The organism is Mucilaginibacter ginkgonis, assembly GCF_009754905.2.
Lineage (GTDB): Bacteria > Bacteroidota > Bacteroidia > Sphingobacteriales > Sphingobacteriaceae > Mucilaginibacter > Mucilaginibacter ginkgonis.
The window spans coordinates 631,649-650,472 of sequence record NZ_CP066775.1 but is presented as its reverse complement, the minus strand read 5'-3'; the positions used below and the strand labels follow the sequence as shown (position 1 = coordinate 650,472).

General features: G+C 44.8%; 15 protein-coding genes. 6 read left to right on the top strand and 9 right to left on the bottom strand.

The window, feature by feature from the left end; translation table 11 throughout:
• The first annotated feature begins 6 nt into the window (after positions 1 to 6).
• Positions 7 to 906: a nucleotidyltransferase family protein gene (locus tag GO620_RS02925; protein ID WP_157522136.1), complete on the top strand. Its 900-nt coding sequence runs from the start codon at positions 7 to 9 to the stop codon at positions 904 to 906.
• 180 nt (positions 907 to 1,086) lie between these two features.
• Positions 1,087 to 3,345: a glycoside hydrolase family 31 protein gene (locus tag GO620_RS02920; protein ID WP_157522139.1), complete on the top strand. Its 2,259-nt coding sequence runs from the start codon at positions 1,087 to 1,089 to the stop codon at positions 3,343 to 3,345.
• A 397-nt stretch (positions 3,346 to 3,742) separates the two neighbouring features.
• Here GO620_RS02920 and GO620_RS02915 read toward each other — a convergent pair whose 3' ends face one another.
• Entirely contained in the window at positions 3,743 to 5,284 is a 1,542-nt protein-coding gene (locus tag GO620_RS02915; RefSeq protein WP_200230616.1) for an acyl-CoA carboxylase subunit beta, read from the bottom strand.
• Between the two features lie 346 nt (positions 5,285 to 5,630).
• The gene (dnaK, locus tag GO620_RS02910; protein WP_157522142.1) at positions 5,631 to 7,538 is read right to left on the bottom strand and encodes a molecular chaperone DnaK; all 1,908 of its coding nucleotides are present in this window, start codon (positions 7,536 to 7,538) and stop codon (positions 5,631 to 5,633) included.
• 72 nt (positions 7,539 to 7,610) lie between these two features.
• Here dnaK and GO620_RS02905 point away from each other — a divergent pair, with 72 nt between their 5' ends.
• From GO620_RS02905 to GO620_RS17280, 3 genes are read left to right on the top strand one after another with little or no spacing between them, the layout of a single operon-like run.
• Complete coding sequence (locus GO620_RS02905) at positions 7,611 to 7,772, top strand: hypothetical protein (RefSeq protein ID WP_157522145.1); 162 nt, start codon at positions 7,611 to 7,613, stop codon at positions 7,770 to 7,772.
• A complete protein-coding gene (locus GO620_RS17285) occupies positions 7,762 to 8,019 on the top strand; it encodes a hypothetical protein (RefSeq protein WP_262895023.1) in 258 nt (85 codons plus the stop codon). Before GO620_RS02905 ends, GO620_RS17285 begins: the two co-directional genes overlap by 11 nt.
• A complete protein-coding gene (locus GO620_RS17280; RefSeq protein ID WP_317198321.1) occupies positions 7,991 to 8,128 on the top strand; it encodes a Txe/YoeB family addiction module toxin in 138 nt (45 codons plus the stop codon). Before GO620_RS17285 ends, GO620_RS17280 begins: the two co-directional genes overlap by 29 nt.
• A gap of 112 nt (positions 8,129 to 8,240) precedes the next feature.
• On the opposite strand, the gene GO620_RS02895 is transcribed toward GO620_RS17280, so the two are convergent.
• From GO620_RS02895 to GO620_RS02875, 5 genes are all read right to left on the bottom strand, one after another.
• Positions 8,241 to 8,531: a hypothetical protein gene (locus GO620_RS02895; RefSeq protein WP_157523478.1), complete on the bottom strand. Its 291-nt coding sequence runs from the start codon at positions 8,529 to 8,531 to the stop codon at positions 8,241 to 8,243.
• A gap of 57 nt (positions 8,532 to 8,588) precedes the next feature.
• Positions 8,589 to 9,782 (bottom strand): MFS transporter, encoded by a 1,194-nt coding sequence (locus GO620_RS02890; RefSeq protein WP_244139452.1) that lies wholly within the window; start codon positions 9,780 to 9,782, stop codon positions 8,589 to 8,591.
• 37 nt (positions 9,783 to 9,819) lie between these two features.
• Entirely contained in the window at positions 9,820 to 11,997 is a 2,178-nt protein-coding gene (locus GO620_RS02885; RefSeq protein WP_157522148.1) for a bifunctional alpha,alpha-trehalose-phosphate synthase (UDP-forming)/trehalose-phosphatase, read from the bottom strand.
• 124 nt (positions 11,998 to 12,121) lie between these two features.
• Positions 12,122 to 12,607, bottom strand: a complete 486-nt coding sequence (locus GO620_RS02880; protein WP_157522151.1) for a hypothetical protein — start codon at positions 12,605 to 12,607, stop codon at positions 12,122 to 12,124.
• Positions 12,608 to 12,893: 286 nt separating this feature from the next.
• The gene (locus GO620_RS02875) at positions 12,894 to 13,751 is read right to left on the bottom strand and encodes an oxidoreductase (RefSeq protein WP_157522155.1); all 858 of its coding nucleotides are present in this window, start codon (positions 13,749 to 13,751) and stop codon (positions 12,894 to 12,896) included.
• 134 nt (positions 13,752 to 13,885) lie between these two features.
• Here GO620_RS02875 and GO620_RS02870 point away from each other — a divergent pair, with 134 nt between their 5' ends.
• Positions 13,886 to 14,611 carry a DUF72 domain-containing protein gene (locus GO620_RS02870; protein ID WP_157522158.1) on the top strand — a complete coding sequence of 242 codons (726 nt, stop codon included), beginning with the start codon at positions 13,886 to 13,888 and terminating at the stop codon, positions 14,609 to 14,611.
• Positions 14,612 to 14,616: 5 nt separating this feature from the next.
• Here GO620_RS02870 and mnmE read toward each other — a convergent pair whose 3' ends face one another.
• Both mnmE and GO620_RS02860 read right to left on the bottom strand, forming a co-directional pair.
• Positions 14,617 to 15,987 carry a tRNA uridine-5-carboxymethylaminomethyl(34) synthesis GTPase MnmE gene (gene mnmE / locus GO620_RS02865; protein WP_200230607.1) on the bottom strand — a complete coding sequence of 457 codons (1,371 nt, stop codon included), beginning with the start codon at positions 15,985 to 15,987 and terminating at the stop codon, positions 14,617 to 14,619.
• Positions 15,988 to 16,098: 111 nt separating this feature from the next.
• Entirely contained in the window at positions 16,099 to 18,621 is a 2,523-nt protein-coding gene (locus tag GO620_RS02860) for a hypothetical protein (protein WP_157522166.1), read from the bottom strand.
• Positions 18,622 to 18,824 lie beyond the last annotated feature (203 nt).

The following is an 18,824-nucleotide window of genomic DNA, read 5'->3' as shown; positions in this document are numbered from 1 at the left end:
AACACAATGAAACCTACATTATTGATCTTAGCTGCCGGTATGGCCAGTCGCTATGGCAGCATGAAACAAGTTGACGGCTTTGGCCCTAATGGCGAAACCATCATCGACTATTCTATACATGATGCTATTAAAGCCGGTTTCGGTAAGATCAGCTTTATCATCCGCGAAGAATTTCTGGATAGCTTTAAGAGCATCTTTGAGCCTAAACTGAAAGGTAAAGTAGAAACCGATTACGTTTTCCAAAACTTCGACCTTAAGCCATTTGGCATAGACGAAGAGATAGAACGTGCAAAACCATGGGGCACCGCTCACGCGGTGTTATCTGCCCGCAACCAGGTGCACGAGCCTTTTTGCGTGATCAACGCTGATGACTACTATGGTTATGATGCGTTCGAGAAGATGGCCAAGTTTTTAACCACTGAAGTGGCTGATGACAAATATTCGCTGGTAGGTTACCAGATAGATAAAACTTTATCAGACTATGGTTCTGTATCGCGCGGTGTTTGTAAAGTGAACGACCAAGGCAACATGGTTGAGATCAATGAACGTACAGAAGTTTATTTTAAGGATGGCGACGTATTTTACAAAGATGCCAACGGCGAAACGCAGCTGCCTACAGACACTCGTGTATCTATGAACTTTTGGGGCTTCACGCCTGCTGTTTTTGAGCAGAGCCTTCCCATGTTCCAAAAATTTGTGCAGGAGAATAAAGATAATCCAAAAGCAGAATTTTTTATTCCGCTTGTTGCCGACGAACTGATCAAATCTGGCATTGCAGAATTTAAAGTGATCCCTACCTCGTCAAAATGGTTCGGTGTAACTTATAAAGAAGACAAACCTATCGTTCAGGATAGCATTGCCAAACTGGTTGAGAGCGGCACCTATCCTACTAAACTTTGGGATTAAGTTTTAATTACTTACTAAAACCTCCCTTTGGGATCCCGAAACAAAGTTGGGGATGACAAGCAATAATAAACAAAGAACCCCGCAAAAGCGGGGTTCTTTGTTTATCGCGCCCTCGCCCTAATTATACATTCCCGGAAACGATATACTTGTGCCTGCGTTTATGGTATAAAACACCACCAAATGCAGGTAGAAATATTAGGCCAAGCGGGCGAGATTAACAAGCAAGACAATACACTGATTATAAAGTCGGAAATAGCCACAGCAAAGATCAGCGTTTATAGCCCCACGATCATACGGGTGCAGGTAATGCGAAACCCTGATGCCAAAGATCATTCTTATGCTGTTATACAACAGGCAGGAAGCAATTTTGATTTTACCGAAGATGATGCCGGCTTTGAGATAAGAACTTCGGCCCTTAAGCTGGTCATCGAGAAAGATCTCCTTAGGTTCAACTTTTACACCGCTGATGGTAAAGAACTAAGCCGCGACGACGAACGCTTTGGCATTAACTGGCAAGGCGAGCGTGTGGTTAACTATCGCAAAGTATACGCCGACGAACGTTTCATAGGGTTGGGTGAAAAAACCGGGGATCTTGACCGCCGCGGTTGCAACTATATAAACTGGAACAGCGACGTGCCTTTCTATACCGAAAAGTCGGATCCATTATATCAAACCTTTCCGTTCTTTATTGGCATACATAGCGGCGCCACATACGGATTATTTTTCGACAACACCCATCGCAGCTTTTTTGATTTTGGTGCCACTACCGATCACAAGATGAGCTGGTTTGGCGCTGATGGTGGCGATATGAATTATTACTTTTTTGGCGCACAATCTGTTGCCGAGATCATTAAAGACTATACCTGGCTTACCGGCCGCATGGAAATGCCGCCGCTATGGTCGCTGGGATATCAGCAGTGCCGCTGGAGCTACATGAGCGCGCAGGAAATTTTAGATATCGCCAAAACGTTTCGCGATCATAACATCCCGGCCGATGTAATGTATTGCGACATCGATTACATGGATGGCTTCAAGATATTCACCTGGAATAACGAGACCTTCCCCGACCCTAAGTCTTTTATAGACAAGTTGAAAGAAATGGGGTTCCGGCTGGTGACCATTGTTGACCCGGGAATCAAAATGGAAGAAGGCTATAAGCAATATGATGAGGGTGTCGAAAACGAATACTTTGCCAAATACCCTAACGGCGAAAACTTTGTTGGCGAGGTTTGGCCGGGCCGCTGCCATTTCCCCGATTTCTTTAGGGATGACGTTCGCGAATGGTGGGGCGCATCCTTTACCGCATTGACCGAACCCGGTGTCGAGGGTTTTTGGAACGATATGAATGAGCCTGCCGCGTGGGGACAAAATCTACCATGGATGGTTAAGTTTGGCGATAAGTACATGCCCGAAGTGCGGAATGTGTACGGCATGCAAATGGCCCGCGCTACTTACGAAGGCACTAAAAAGATATTGGGCAAGCGCCCATTTGTGCTTACCCGCGCTGCTTATAGCGGCACGCAACGCTATTCCGCTGTATGGACCGGCGATAATTCGGCGTATGATGAGCACATGCTTTTGGGACAGCGTTTGGTAAATAGCTTAGGGTTGAGTGGTATGTCCTTCACCGGGGTAGATATCGGCGGTTTTAGCTATAACCCTACTCCTGAGTTGATGGTGCGCTGGAATTCTCTTGGCGTTTATACACCGATGTACCGCAACCATGCGCAGCAGGGCACTGTTATGCGCGAGCCTTGGGAATGGGGTGCGGACAATGAAGCCATCATCCGGAAGGATATAGAGTTGAGGTACCAACTGTTGCCATATGTTTATTCAACTTTTTATCAGTCGGCACAAACCGGCTTGCCGGTCGCAAGGTCTTTAGCTATCGGGCACACCTTTGATGCTGCGGTTTACAAGTCAGAATTCCAAAACCAATTTATGTTTGGCGATTCATTGTTGGTGGCTCCTGTGGCAAGTGCTGCTGATACTGCAAGGGTTTACCTGCCACAAGGCAACTGGTACCGTTTTGGTACCGACGAGCACTTCATGGGGAGCGCTGAATATACCGTTGAAGCGCCGCTCAACAACTTGCCTGTGTTCGCAAAGGCCGGCGCCATAATTCCAATACAAAATATCGTTCAAAACACTAATGAAAAAGGTGATGGCATTTTGCTCATACACATTTGGAACGGTGAGGAAACAAATACATTCACTTATTACGAGGATGACGGCTTAAGTTATGACAATGAACAAGGCGTTTATTACAAGCGTGACATAACATTCGACCCGTCGTCAAGGCAGATCATTTTTGGCGAAGTTGAAGGAAGTTTTGTTTCAAGATTTGATAAAGTACAAGTAGTGATGCATGGGTTTGAGGGGTTAGAACACACCGCGACACTTGACAATATTAAAGACCAAGTGATATTCACTCTATAACTTGTCCTTGCGATCCGCTGAAAGCGACGTGGCAATCCTTGCATAAAAATGTCCTAAAGATTGCTTCGTCGCTACGCTCCTCGCAATGACAAATTGTAAAATTTGTAATCTCGAACACATGTGAGAGATCTTCCTCACCGCGCCATTATACAGCAGAAGATTTCTCGCTGCACTCGAAATGACAAGGGGGATAAGGGCCTTCGACAGGCTCAGGCTGACACAACCGTTGGTGTCATCTCGAACCTACGTGAGAGATCTTCTTCGCTGTGCCTTTATCCCAAGAAGATTTCTCGCTGCACTCGAAATGACAAGGGGGTTAAGGGCCTTCGACAGGCTCAGGCTGACACTTCATGATTTTGCTGCCGTCTTGATTCTTGGCACTTGATTCTTGATTCTCTTACAACGGAATATTCCCGTGCTTTTTGCGTGGTAGGTTTACCACTTTGTTCTCCAGCATTTTAAAGGCGTGGATCAACTTGCTGCGGGTTTCCGATGGTTCTATTACCTCGTCAACAAAGCCACGCTCTGCAGCACGGTACGGATTAGCAAACTTGTCTGAGTATAACTGCTCCATCTCCTTCCATTTGGCTTCAGGATCGGCTGCGGCGGTGATCTCTCTTTTAAAGATGATCTCGGCAGCACCCTTCGCCCCCATCACAGCTATCTCTGCCGATGGCCACGCGTAATTCATATCCGCGCCAATATGCTTAGAGTTCATTACATCATAAGCACCGCCGTAGGCTTTACGGGTGATCACGGTAATGCGTGGTACTGTTGCTTCGCTGAAAGCGTACAGCAGTTTAGCGCCGTTGGTGATAATGGCATTCCACTCCTGATCGGTACCGGGTAAGAAACCGGGAACATCTTCGAATACTAAAAGCGGAATATTAAAGCTATCGCAGAAACGTACAAAACGGGCGCCTTTCACTGATGAGTGCCTGTCTAACACGCCCGCCAAATACGCAGGCTGATTGGCTACAACACCGATGCTTCTGCCGGCCAGCCGCGCAAAGCCGACCACAATATTTGGTGCAAAATCTTTTTGTACTTCTAAAAAGCTGCCGCCGTCTGCAACCTGCTCAATAACGTCGCGCATATCGTAAGGCTGCTGCACGTTTTCTGGGAGTAAACTATTTAAATCCGGTCGGGATTCGTTGCCTGGTTGGTACGGGATTGCAGGTGCGGTTTCCTCACAATTCTGCGGCATATAGCTTAGCAATTTTTTAATATGCTGAATGGCATCTATCTCATTTGCACACGCGAAATGTGTTACGCCCGATTTGGTGGCATGAGTGTTTGCGCCGCCAAGTTCTTCGGATGTTACCTCTTCATGGGTTACCGTTTTAACCACGTTAGGCCCTGTAACAAACATGTAAGAAGTGTTCTCCACCATTAAGATAAAATCGGTAATGGCAGGCGAATAAACTGCCCCTCCCGCGCATGGTCCCATGATAGCCGACAGTTGAGGTATCACGCCGGATGCGCGCGTATTGCGGTAAAAAATATCAGCATAGCCACCTAACGATACAACTCCCTCCTGGATACGCGCGCCTCCCGAGTCATTCAGGCCAATAACAGGTGCGCCGTTTTGCATTGCCAGGTCCATGATCTTGCAGATCTTCTCGGCATGCGTTTCCGACAGTGAGCCGCCAAAGACGGTAAAATCCTGCGAAAAGACGTAAACAGGCCTACCGTTAATAGTACCATAGCCTGTAACTACGCCATCACCGGGATAGTTTTCCTTCTCCATCCCAAAGTCGGTAGAACGATGGCTGACCAGCATACCAATTTCCTGAAACGAACCCTCATCCATCAAAAAGTGCAACCGTTCTCTGGCAGTTAGTTTGCCTTTTTTATGCTGACTGTCTACACGTGCCTGGCCACCGCCTGCCAACGCTTGCAAGCGTTTCTGATTAAGGGTTTCTATCTTCTGGTCCACTACTGGTTTATAATTGGTATTGGCTAAAAGTAAGGAATGTTGAGGGAAAATGGGGTTATTATTTCCGCTAACAAAGGCGTTAATGCGTTAGCGATAGCAGCGGCATCCTGCGAAGCAGATAAAGCGGATAGCGCGGGCCCTCTCCCGATATGTATCGGGAGAGGGCAACGCCCAAAATAACGATACAAAAATGCTTCGACATACTTATTATGACTGATAGAATTGTAAGCTAAGATTGCTTCGTACCTCGCAACGACAACACTTATTGACCTGTGGTACATTTAAAGTGCAACAAAAAAAGCCCTGCTAATTGCTCAGCAGGGCTTTCTCTTATAGAAACACTAAATTATTTAACTTCTTCGAAGTCTACGTCGGTAACAGAATCTGCGTTACCTTCGGCGTTTGCGCCACCTTGCGGGCCCTGGTCGGCACCACCTTGCGCGCCGGCATCGCCGGTTGCTTTGTACATCTCTTCTGACGCGGCAGCCCATGCAGCATTCAATTCTGTTTGTGCAGCCTCGATAGCGTCATGATCTTTTGCAGAGTAAGCAGTTTTAAGTTTCTCTAATGAAGATTCGATAGGCGCCTTTTTATCAGCAGAGATCTTATCACCATATTCTTTCAACTGTTTCTCTGTAGAGAAAATCAAAGCATCGGCAGAATTCAGCTTTTCAACTTCTTCTTTTGCTTTTTTATCCGCGTCAGCGTTTGCTTCCGCCTCGTCTTTCATCTTTTTGATCTCAGCATCGGTCAAGCCGGAAGATGCCTCGATACGGATCTTTTGCTCTTTACCGGTAGCCTTATCTTTAGCGGCAACGTGTAAAATACCGTTAGCATCAATATCAAATGTTACTTCGATCTGCGGCACACCGCGAGGTGCAGGCGGGATACCATCCAGGTGGAAACGGCCTATAGTGCGGTTTTGCGCGGCCATCGGGCGCTCGCCTTGTAAGATGTGGATTTCAACAGACGGCTGGTTGTCAGACGCGGTAGAGAACACCTCAGATTTTTTGCTTGGGATGGTAGTGTTGCTCTCGATCAGTTTGGTCATTACACCGCCCATTGTTTCGATACCTAAAGAAAGCGGGGTAACATCAAGCAATAATACATCTTTAACCTCGCCGGTTAACACACCACCTTGAATAGCAGCACCGATAGCCACCACCTCATCAGGGTTAACACCTTTAGAAGGCGCTTTACCAAAGAATTTTTGTACTGCTTCTTGTATAGCAGGGATACGGGTTGAACCACCTACCAGGATGATCTCATCGATATCTGAAGTGCTGTAACCTGCATTCTTCAACGCGGTACGGCAAGGCTCAATGGTACGTTTGATCAGGCTGTCTGCCAGTTGCTCAAATTTTGCACGGGTTAAAGTTTTAACCAGGTGCTTAGGCATACCGTCGGCAGCAGTGATGTATGGCAGGTTAATCTCGCTTTGTGCTGTACTTGAAAGTTCGATCTTAGCCTTTTCTGCAGATTCTTTTAAACGTTGTAAAGCCATAGGGTCTTTACGCAGGTCTATACCTTCGTCGTTTTTAAACTCATCTGCCAGCCAGTCTATAATTACCTGGTCAAAGTCGTCGCCACCAAGGTGGGTATCACCATCGGTAGATTTTACTTCGAATACGCCATCTCCAAGATCGAGCACAGAAACGTCATGTGTACCACCACCGCAGTCAAATACCACAATTTTCATGTCTTTGTGGGCTTTGTCTAAGCCATAAGCCAGGGCAGCAGCAGTAGGCTCGTTAATGATACGTTTAACAGTTAAACCTGCAATTTCACCGGCTTCTTTAGTAGCCTGGCGTTGCGCGTCATTAAAGTAAGCCGGTACAGTTATAACCGCTTCTGTAACTTCTGTACCCAGGAAATCCTCAGCAGTTTTTTTCATTTTCTGCAAGATCATTGCAGAAATTTCTTGCGGGGTATATTTGCGGTCGCCAATTTCCACACGTGGTGTATTGTTGTCGCCTTTCACTACATTATATGGTACACGCTCAGCTTCTTTTGTAACATCGCTGAACTGGTTACCCATGAAGCGTTTGATAGAATAAATAGTTTTTGTAGGGTTGGTAATAGCCTGACGCTTGGCAGGGTCGCCCACTTTACGCTCGCCATTATCAACAAACGCCACTACCGATGGGGTGGTGCGTTTACCCTCGCTATTCGCAATAACTACGGGCTCATTACCCTCCATTACCGCGACGCAAGAGTTTGTTGTTCCTAAGTCGATTCCGATTATTTTAGCCATTATGATTGATTTTATCTTTTGTAATTGATTAGTTAGACACCCTTATTTAACAAACGTTGTACCAAGCAGTAATTGGCAGAAAAGAAAATATTGTTGTGGCAGATTTATATCAAATCGTCAGCACCACATGAGATTGCGGTGACAGGTTGGCAGTTTGAATTGAATTTAAATAGTTATAAATTTGAGTATGGACATCTAGGCAGAGAAGTTAGAATTGATAAGGTTGATAGCTGATATTGATAGCGAAACCGTGTTGATAAAAGTGAGGTGTATTTTACAGCCCAAAAGCAAATCTTTAAAAATTGAAAGTCCTGCGATGATTGAACGACTTGAAGAAAGCCGTCGGCAAATCAGTGAGGGGAAAGGTGTAAAAATTCCGCTCAACGATCTATGGAAATATTTTTTTTCTCCAAGTGCGCGCGAAGACATAGCATGGTGGAAACGATCTAACCATTCTGCTCAGAATAAACCAACTACTTAAGGCTATAGAACAAGACCCGTTTAAGGGTATTGGCAAACCCGAACCTCTAAAACATAATCTTTCCGGACTGTGGTCTCGTAGAATTAATCGCGAGCACCGAATTATATAAGAAGTAGCATACGGCGATATAATAATACACGCGCTCAAAGAGCATTATTGCCAAACACAAAACGCCCCGCGTGCTTCTCAGCAGGCGGGGCGTTTCTTCGTTGAATAAGCGATTAGTGGTTATTCAAAGCTTCTTGCTCTTTTAACGCAGCGATGTTATTGCTGTCGCCGAAGTTATCTTTCTGACCTGCAAAATATTCCAGGATGCCGGCAATGGTATCCAGATTGTCTGACACACGCTGGTGCATATCCGGCAGGTCTTTATCCAGTTTCTTATCTCCCAGATCAATATTGTCTACTTCTATTTTGGCCAGCTTTTGAATAATGGCCTGCTGACTATTCTTTAAATCTTCTAACTCGTGGGTGATCTTCTCCATCAAGTCAAACTTCTTGATCTTGTCCATAGTATCTGAATTTGTATTACCTATTGGTAACGTCATTGCAGATATTTTGTTTAGATTTTAATACTTTACGGTCGCTGGAGCAACTACTGAATGCCCGCTATCATCTATTTTAGATACCATCCAAACGATGACCAATCCTAAAGATGCTATGATGCCAAATGACACCCTTATGCCTACAATCTGTGCCACAAAACCAACCAATGGCGGCACCAATAAGAATCCCAGATAACCTACGGTTGAAATGGAAGCCAAAGCGCGCGCGCCGCTCATTGTAGGCGACTTGCCGGCTAAACTAAATACCAAAGGGACCACACATGATACACCGAAGCCCACCAAAATAAAACCCAATACTGCCGGAATATTATATGGAAAAAGGACGGCTATAAACAGTCCGGCGGTAATGAGCAAGCCGCTGCAACCCAATATTTTTTTAATGCCGATGCGGTTTACCAGCGCGTCGCCGGCAAAGCGGCTTAGCGTCATGGCAACCATGTAAAATACAAATGCTGCTACCGCCATCTGCCGGGTTGAATGTACGGCCTTAAGGAAATATACACCGCTCCAGTCATACATGGTATTTTCGCAGGCCATGCTGGCGAAGGTGATAAATGAAAATTTGAGCAGGTATTTATCCGGCAACGCAAATATGGGTTTACGCTCAGTGGTTTTAACCGGTGGCGCATATAAGGCATAACGGTAAAAGGCTAGCGATAAAACGATCATTGCGATACCAACCGCCGGTAAATGCCACCGCACAGCAATGTTATGATCTACCATTATATAACCCAGGCCCGCACCGGCAAAACCCGCAAGGCTCCAGATTCCGTGAAACGTAGTCATGATAGACTTTGTATAAAGCTGCTGCACACCCACAGCCTGTGCGTTGGCGCTAATGTTGAAAATATTGCGCGACGAACCGAATCCAAACATGATGATGGCGATTTGCCATGGCGCGGCAGCAAAACCTGCGAAGCAGAGCATCACATTGAAAAACAAAGCTCCAAACAGCAACACGCCTTTGCCGCTATATTTGCTCAGCAAATAATTAGTAAGCGGCATGGTGAGCATAAGGCCGATGGGCAGGGCAAACAAGACTGTTCCTAAACCCGCTTCGCTTAGGTGCAGATTGTGTTTAACTGTAGGTATGCGCGACGCCCACGCCGAGTAACCAAAGCCGGAGATAAAGAAAAACACCGCGTTAGCGATACGCATCCGGCGCGGAGACAATTGTTTAACAGCTGATGGTGCCACGCGGCAAAGAAAGCAATTTATTGCCGTAAGATGCCGGCTAAACTACAAAACTGTGCAACAAGCCGCGTACCTCGGCGGGGTTATGCAGGTAAAACTTGGCAGCGGATATATTGCTTCCGACTTTGATGGTAACAGCGTTGTCTGGCAGGCTCTTAAAAATATCTTCGTCAGTATAATCGTCGCCAAAAGCAATGATCAGGTCATAATCTTCATTTTCTGAGAATGTTAATGCCGCCTTCCCCTTATTGATCTCCATATTCTTCACCTCTACCACCTTGTTACCGGGCAGCAGTTGCAGCCCTTTATCCGCAACAAGATATTTAAGCGTATTCATCAGCTCGTTAGCCCGCATCTCTCCTAACCCGCTTTGCGACTGCCTGTAGTGCCAGGCCAGCGAAAATGTTTTCTCTTCAATAAATGTACCCGGTGTGCGGTCAACAAATGTTTCCAGTATAGGCGAGATCTCTGTTTTCCAGGTGCTCGACATGCCACCTAATTTATGCCAGTGTTTACCCACATGTTTTAACCAGGCGCCATGCTCTGCAACAAGGTTTATTGGTAAATGCCCAAACCATTTCTCCAGGTTTTCATGCTTACGGCCGCTGATGATCACTACATCATTCTTTTCGTCAGCACTCAGCGCTTCCAGCAGGTCAAACAGATCTTTATCGGGCTTTGCTTCTTCTGCAGATGGCGCAAAATCTACAAGCGTACCGTCATAATCTAAAAATACAAGCCGTTTCTCTGTTTTACGATACCTGTTGATGATGGACTGGCGGGTGCCGTTCTGTACATGCCTTGTCAGCAGTGACCTTTGCATCTGCTTAACTTCGTCCAACCGCTCTTTAAATATTTTAACCCAATGGCCGATATTAAATTTTCCCACATTGTTTCGCATTAAGGTCATGCGTCGCTTTTGTTCGGCTAAGGGCATATTAAGCGCCACAAACATCGCTTCGCTAACCTCATATTCATTATTTGGATTTACAATGATGGCATCTATCAATTCTTTTGACGCGCCAGCCATCTCGCTCAATATCAATACACCATCGTTGTTGACACGGCTGGCCACGTATTCTTTGCTTACCAGGTTCATCCCATCGCGCATGGGCGTTACCAGACAAACGTCGGCAGCGCTGTAAAGGGCAGAGAGTGTTTCGATCGGGAATGAGCGGTAAAAATATTGGATAGGCGACCACTCCAGCGTACGGTATCGCGCGTTGATGTTGCCAACTTTTTTATCGATCTGGTCGCGCAGTTCTTTGTATTGGGCCACCTGGTCGCGCGATGGTACCACGATCATATAGAATGTGATATGGGTAAGCAGTTCGGGGTGACTGATCAGCAACTGCTCGAACGCCCTCAGACGCTGCAGGATGCCTTTACTATAATCGAGCCTGTCTATAGACAGAATAAGTTTTTGACGATTAAAGGTCTTGCAGATAGCAGCTACTTCCTTTTTAACTGCCGCGTCTGTTGCCAGTGAAGCATACTTTTTATCATCGATACCCATGGGGAATGATTCGGCCACCACTACCCTGCGGTTATTGGTGATCACGTTGGCCGATGTTTGCAATGCAAGCACCCGGGTCACCGAGCTTAAAAAGTGCCGTACATCGTCAAAAGTGTGAAAGCCTATCAGGTCCGCACCAAGCATGCCTTCTAAAAGTTGCTTACGCCATGGAATGAGCCTGAACATTTCATGTGATGGAAACGGGATATGCAGAAAGAAACCTATTGAAATATCGCGCTGCGCATCGCGTATCATTTTAGGTAGCAGCAACAATTGATAGTCATGCACCCATACCATATCGCCCGGTTGAGCTATCTTTAATATCTGGTCACAAAATTTCTGGTTTACTTCCTTGTAGCATTCCCAATTTTGCTGTTCGTAGTGCGCATAGGTGGAGGCGTAATAATGAAATACCGGCCAAAGCACTTCGTTAGAGAATCCTTCGTAAAACCGCGTGATCTCATCCTTATCCAAAAACACCGGCAGCAAATTTTGCTCTCTTAATTCTTCTGTGATCTTCTGTTGCTGCTCTTCGCCTTCTACTTCCAAACCGGGCCAGCCTATCCAAACGTTGTCTTTGCTTTTATAGATAGAGCCTAAGCCGGTAGCAAGTCCGCCTTCGCTGGTGTGCAGTTTAAATTCGCCTGTGTCGTTTACTATTTTAACGGGTAACCTGTTTGCTGCTATAATGGTTTTAGACATACGGGGGTCTCTCTCTTTGTTGACCTGTACAACACAAAACCGCCCGGAATGTTGAACCGTAGAAAATAAAAAAGGCGGCTATCATTAAGATAACCGCCTTTTTGGGCTTAATTAATGTCCCGAATTATTTGATCGTTTTTTCGATGGTAACGTCTGCTTCAGGAGTTACTTTTACCAATACCTCTTGCGCATCACCTTTAAGGTCAACGTAATATGCACCGTCCTGACCGTCGCCTACAACACGCTCATAAGTGCTGATAACACGGCTTGGCTGGAACCTTAACACTTCATTTACCATGTAACCTTTGTAAGTTTCTGCAAGTTGTTTTTTGGCTGCAGAAGGTAATTGCCTAAAGGTAACCGCTTCTGTATGCCCTAAAAATTGACCTTGATTGTTGAAGTACGCGCTCATTTTAACACCGTCAATATCAAAAGAAGCCTTTTGTCCTGTGCTGGTTGGTATCCAGATAATGTTTTCTGCGCCGGCAAATTGGTTGTATAGTTCTGCCTGTAGTTGGTATGATGCTTTGGTAACTTTAATAGCGTCGGCAGCAAAAGCGCCTGTAAATAATGTAGCAGTTAATGCTGCGGTTAAAAATATCTTTTTCATTTTCTTTAATTTTTAAATCCACAACAAAGTTCAGTATGAAATATAAATAATTAAAATAAAATTTAACTTTTATGAAAATTTGATAATAAAAGTGAGTTTTTTAAACATCTTGAAAAAAACAAACCAATACTTAGTGTATTTTTTACAATATGGCAATGATCAAACATAACACTTAGTGTATAATTTACAATAAGTATTAGAATTGTGTTTGTCTAATGTTAAATAATTGGTGATAAATAAAAAGTCTTGCCCTTTTCGAAACAAGATTTTTCTAAGTCACAGTGAACTAGCGTTCATTTGGAGGGAAATCGGCACTGATGCTGAGTTCTTTACAATCGTCGAAGTTCTTTGTAAGCGTGTTTACTTTTTCTTTGGCCATGTTGTATGCCATCTCGCCTAAAAGTAACCTCAAAGGCTGGTCAGGATTTTCCACGGCCTTGATGATAGCCTCACATCCGCGAACCGGGTCGCCAACCTGCTTACCGCTGCCTGCCAAGCTTTGATCCATACGTTTGCCAACTGCTTCTTTGTAATCGTCGAGTTTGGTTTCTGTACGCGAGGTTGACCTACCTGCCCAATCTGTGCGAAACGGGCCCGGTTCCACAATTAAAACTTTAATGCCCAGAGACGCAACTTCTTGCGATAAGGATTCTGAAAATCCCTCAACCGCGAATTTGGTCGCGTGGTAATAACCTGTGGCCGTGAAGGCACGCAAACCACCGATTGAAGATATATTTACGATGTGGCCGCTGCGCTGCTTGCGCATCATGGGTAACACCTGCTGGGTAACATTTATGAGTCCGAAAACGTTAGTCTCAAATTGCGCCCTGATCTTATCTTCTTCGCCCTCCTCAATGCTGGTAAAATATCCGTAGCCTGCATTGTTTACCAGCACATCTATTTTACCAAATTTTTGCTGCGCCTGTTCAATTGCAGATTTAACCTGCCCTTTGTCGGTAACATCCAAAGGCAGCACGAGGGCATTTTCTGCGTACCCGTCTGCAAGCTCGTTTACCTTTTCTGTATCCCGGGCGGTGATCACCGCGTTCCATCCACGGTTAAGGACCAGTTTTACTAGTTCGCGGCCAAAGCCGGTAGAGCAACCGGTGATAAACCACACCGGGTTGTTATTTTGTTGTTCCATTTTAAATAATATGTATGACATCAGATACAACATAGCATACGCCGACTGGTTCTTTACACTTAAAAGTTTTACAAAAGTAGTTAATGTTTAGAACCGATTTCTTGAATGCCATGTTAGACTAAAAAATTATTGTAATGAGGTGGCATATCGGATGTTCGGGTTTTCACTATAAGCATTGGAAGGGCACTTTCTATCCCGAAGATATTCCGCAACGCAAGTGGTTTGAATTTTATGCAGATCATTTTCGTACACTTGAACTTAACGTTACTTTTTACCGTTTTCCAAGAGTTGAGTTTTTAAAGAAATGGTACGCCGATTGTCCTGCGGACTTCAAGTTTTCTGTAAAGGCGCCAAAAGCGATCACCCACTTCAAGCAGTTCGACAATACTACGGATATGCTCACAAGCTTTTATGCAACCATCCGCGAAGGGCTAGGCGATAAACTCGGCCCGGTATTGTTCCAGTTCCCGCCACGTTTTATTTATGCCGAAGACCGTCTGCAACGGGTGCTCGATCAATTGGATTCGGCATTTGACAACGTGCTAGAGTTCAGGCACCCAAGCTGGTGGCGCAAGGATGTTTATGATAGGCTAGCTAATCGGCAGGTATCGTTCTGTGGAATGAGTCACCCCGATCTGCCTCAAGATGTGATCGTTAATACAGATGTAGTTTATTACCGCTTTCACGGCGTACCAAACTTGTATAGCTCTTCTTACACCGACGACGAACTTAGTGCCGTTGTGCAACGCGTAAAGCAAAATTTAAAAATTAAAAGTGCCTGGTTTTACTTTAACAATGACGCCGCTGTAGCTGCCATACCCAATGCGCAAAAGATGATGGAGCTGGCTGTAGAGAAATAAAAATGTTACTTGCCGATACAGAACTTGCTGAAGATATTCTCCAGCAAATCATCTGTAGTGACGGTGCCGGTTATCTCGCCCAGGTAGTGCAGTGCTTGCTTGATATCCATAGCGAGGAAGTCTGACGTTATGGGGTTATCTATTCCTTCCAATACTTTTATAAGCGAGGCTTCTGTTTTTTGGAGTGCTTCCAGATGGCGAACGTTGGTAATCAGCGTTTCATTTTCATCTATACCGTCGCTAATGGCGGTGTGGTATATCCGCTGTTTTAACTCGTCTATGTGTTGTTTTTCTTTGGCAGACACATAAAGCATGTTGGATATTTTGGGAATATCATCAGAAACATCTGCTTGCAGCAGATCCGTTTTGTTGGCCACTATAAGTGTTGGCAAGTCGCCGCGCTGCAGGTTAGCAAGGTCTGCCGCCAACTGCTCCTTTGTGGTGGCAGTAACGTCAAACACATAAATCAGCATGGCCGACTGCCTGATCTTCTCATATGCCTTTTCAACTCCGATCGCTTCGATGGTGTCTGTAGCTTCGCGCAGGCCTGCAGTATCCACCAGCCGGAAGTTTACCCCGTTGATGTTCAATACCTCTTCGATTGTGTCGCGTGTAGTGCCGGCAATGTCGCTCACAATGGCACGTTCTTCATTTAATAAGGCATTTAATAAGGTTGATTTACCCGCGTTAGGCCGTCCGGCGATAACTGTGCTTATCCCCTGCTTTATCGCATTACCTAACTCGAAAGATTTGATAAGCCTGGTAAGGATATTCAGCGTATCAACCACCGCTTGTTTTAACTGCCCTCGGTTGGCGAATTCTACATCCTCTTCGGCGAAATCAAGTTCGAGTTCTATAAGCGATGCAAAATTGACCAGTTGTTGGCGCAACGCGCTAAGCTGATTACTAAAACCGCCCCGCAATTGGTTCATCGCTGCATGCTGAGACGCTTTTGAGTTAGAAGCGATCAGATCGGCCACCGCTTCGGCCTGCGACAGGTCCAGCTGACCGTTTAAAAAAGCGCGTAACGTAAATTCCCCTGGCTGCGCTGCACGGGCACCTTGCCTGATCAGCAATTTTATCACAGACTCGATAATATATGCCGACCCGTGACAAGAAATCTCGACGACATTCTCTCGTGTGTATGATCTTGGGGCGATAAATAGCGACACCAACACTTCGTCCAAAATGATATCGCCATCTGCAATATGCCCAAAATGTACAGTGTGAGATGCTTGTACAAAAAGGTCCTTACCCTTAAAAACTTTTTGGGTAATTATTAACGCATCGGGGCCCGACAGGCGTATCACACCTATAGCCCCGCTTCCTGCCGGAGTAGCCAGCGCCACAATGGTGTCGTTAGTAAGGTAATTCACAGTGCAAAGATAGCACAACGGACTGTAAAGAAATCCGGAGCGGCATCTGCGCCATGTGATAAACGCCTGCCACTATTAATAACCATTATGGCAGGCGTTAGCCAATCTTACTCAATGTATTTTTGCTTCATAGAAAGACTCTGTGCGGCAACCCGCAGACCTTGCTGTGCGCACCATGTCAAAATAAAAATGTTCCAACACGTCGCCGGTAGTATTTGGCCCGTTGTTAAGTTCTGTCAGCACAAACGCAAGCGTGGTAACTTTCACCAGCTTGTATGAATATTCGTCGCACATTTTAATCAGCGCCCTTATCTGTTGCATCAAAGCCGGCTCGTCAGGTTCCAATGCCTTAATTCTTACCTTCAGGGCCTTAAAACAAACTTTCATCAATGCGGTAAAGCCAATCTGGCGTTCCTCAAACCTCACAGACAACTGCTCATAAATGTTCCTGGCCTCTTCTTTTCTACCGGCTGCAAGCAAAGCCTCTACATTGCTTATCTCCAATAAAAATTGATAAGCTTCTGATCCTGACGGATAAATACGCTTCAGCGTTCTGATGAATCGCAGCGTTTTCAGCGCGCCTTTACAAATAGTTACCGTATGTGTAGCCAGCATAAATAAAACTTCGTTGAAGCTGTTCTTTCTGGTCCCAAATGCGGCAGCCGGCGGATTAAAGTAAAATTTAGTGATCTCTGAGAAGCCCTCACGTTTTACGATGCCGTATTTAAGATGATAATAAACGGTATCGATACATACCAGTGGATCTATCACAAAATCGCTAAAGTCTTCGGGCGAATAGTTCTTCAGGTCTTCCATTAACTTTTCCAGCTTGTTCACGTCAAGTTCTAATATCGCGATAACGCACAGGCTACATTTAAGCAATATTTGTTCTTTAGTTGTAAGCCTGAATTTAAGGATAGTACGAAGCGCCTGTTCATAGTTGACGTTGGCATATTCTAAACCTACAAAGTATTCTGATATCTTACCCTCAAACTTGTTATCAAAAGCAGGGCTCTGCTCATCCGTCAGCCGCTTAAGTAGTTTACTAACGAACGATATCAGGTCAGACTTTCGCGACAGCGTAGTTTCAAAGCCCGCCAGAATGTTAAAGTCTATATGCCTATGGGCGCTGATCGTTTTATAGATACACCATTTCAGCACTGTTATCCTGCGGCACTCCTCGATCATGTTAGTATTAATACTCGTGACAAGTTGCTCATTGAACATTTCGCCGTTATCATAATACAGCTTTTCTGCTACCGAATGATCTAACCAGCGCGAAGAACTGAACCTCACATAATTGTTAAGCTGCGCGTCACAGCTTGCATCTAAATTCTCGAGATACCCTATGTTTACCAGTTCATCATACGCTTGCGGATAACCTTTAATCAAATGTTGAATACGCAATTTACTCACTCCTTCCGCCAGGTTGCTTTGGTCTATAAAACCCAGAAACTCCCTTACGAAAGTGATCATATCGATGCTATGCTTAGATTTATAGACCTTATTTAGCACGTAGGAAGTGATCACATCAAATTCGTTAGCCTCATCGAACTCGGATAGGTTATGGCTTGTATCTGTTTTCTTAAAGTAGTACTGGGTAAGCAACGGCAATCCCAATGTTTTCACCGCACGCTCTGATACATGGTCTTTGACATCAGGATTTAGGTTTTTGGCAAGCTTCAATATCTCATTTACGTCCATTAGCGGAACATTAATGCAATTATTGCTTTCCATTACAAAGCCTTTAAACCAGTGCTGCTTACTTAAAATGTAATGTTCATTGTTGCACCAGGTTGCAGACCGCATTGTAATAACAATTTTGAGCCGCCGCTCTGTGTTATGCAGGGCGATGATGTCGTTCAGCTGTTCAAAAATATTAGCGAAGTGAAAGCCTTTATAATGCACTTCGTCCAGACCGTCAATGATCAGGTAAAATTTGCCGTCGAAACCCGATCCTTCAATAAACATATCGTTTAAGAAATTATCAGCATCGAGGCCTAAAAGCGCCAGCAGCCAATTGTTAAGATTGTGGCCCGTTTCGTAAGCGTTGATCAGTGCCGAACCGCTAAAGAATAATATTACATCGCGCTGGTTAGGAAAATGTGTAAACTTCATCAGGTCCTCTACCCAGTGGCAAAGTGCAATTGTTTTACCATATCCCGATGGTGCCAGCAACGCGGTAGCAATAGCATCTTCGTTAAAAAATGCCTGGAAATGATCATGCATAAAATCGCGGCTTATCGTACGCTCGTAAGGGATGCCGCATTTGTTTTTTAGTATCTGAAGGGTAGTCCAGGTAATGTCATTTGCGCGCTCTATAGTCTGGCGGCATTGCACTTCATTGCCTTGCTGGCTGTTGTTAACAGATACATCTTTCTGAAAAGCATGCCAGCTGTCATAACCGCAATATTCTGCCAGCGCGTTTATGGTAAACGATGATGGCTTAAACTCGGCAAAGGCAAAACCAAAAACTCTTTTTAGCGTAGTTTCGCTTATTCCTTTGTGTACTTTATTAAAGATAGTAAGTGATAAGTACTTGCAATCTGATGGTACGATATCCTTTATGTCTGCTTCTTGTAATACTCTTTTTTTTAGTAAATAATAATGTCTGGGGTCAAAGTGGGGGGTCATAAAGCGATAGATTAGGTAAATGTTAGGACGTGTTGAGCATATACTTTTTCTTATAAAAAGAATTTGTTTCGCCAATTTGGGATATTATTTCAATTTATAAAAACCCTGAACAAAATGAACAAAAATTGTTACAATGAACACTGGTAATAACATGAAGATTTGATGAACAAATTTGTCCTTAAGACAATAAACTGAACTAAATG